General features: G+C 61.6%; 1 protein-coding gene. It reads left to right on the top strand.

The window, feature by feature from the left end:
- Positions 1 to 93 precede the first annotated feature (93 nt).
- On the top strand, positions 94 to 456 hold a 363-nt coding region (locus tag ACM9LZ_RS26020), incomplete at its 3' end, for a transposase (protein ID WP_416622399.1).

Here is a 456-nt window from a genome sequence, read left to right as displayed (position 1 = left end):
AACCGTCAACTGGCGGGGTGGGCTGCGTTCTACAAGGGACTATCGGGAATTTCGTGCTCGGCTGGGCCATAGTGATGCGAAAGGAGCTTCACAATGGCACGACGCAAGGAACCGATTATCCCCGACGCTCTTCTGGACCAGTTGCTGGCTGGCGGCGACGCGAAGGCCGCTTTTGACCAGAACGGCCTGCTTGACCAGTTGAAGAAGGCGCTGGCGGAGCGGGTGTTGAAGGCGGAGATGGACCACCATCTTGCCGGCGACGAGAGCGGCAACCGCCGCAACGGCTACGGCCGCAAGACGGTGCTGACGGATACGGGGTCAGTGGAACTGTCGGTCTCGCGTGACCGGGCCTCGACCTTCGATCCGCAGTTGATCGGCAAATATCAGCGCCGGTTCCCCGGGTTCGACGACAAGATCATCTCGATGTACGCGCCGGGCATGTCGACGCGGGAAATT

Source organism: Niveispirillum fermenti, from assembly GCF_048066175.1.
Classification (GTDB): domain Bacteria; phylum Pseudomonadota; class Alphaproteobacteria; order Azospirillales; family Azospirillaceae; genus Niveispirillum; species Niveispirillum fermenti.
The sequence above is the reverse complement of the archived record's forward strand: the minus strand, read 5'-3'. Positions and strand labels throughout refer to the sequence as shown.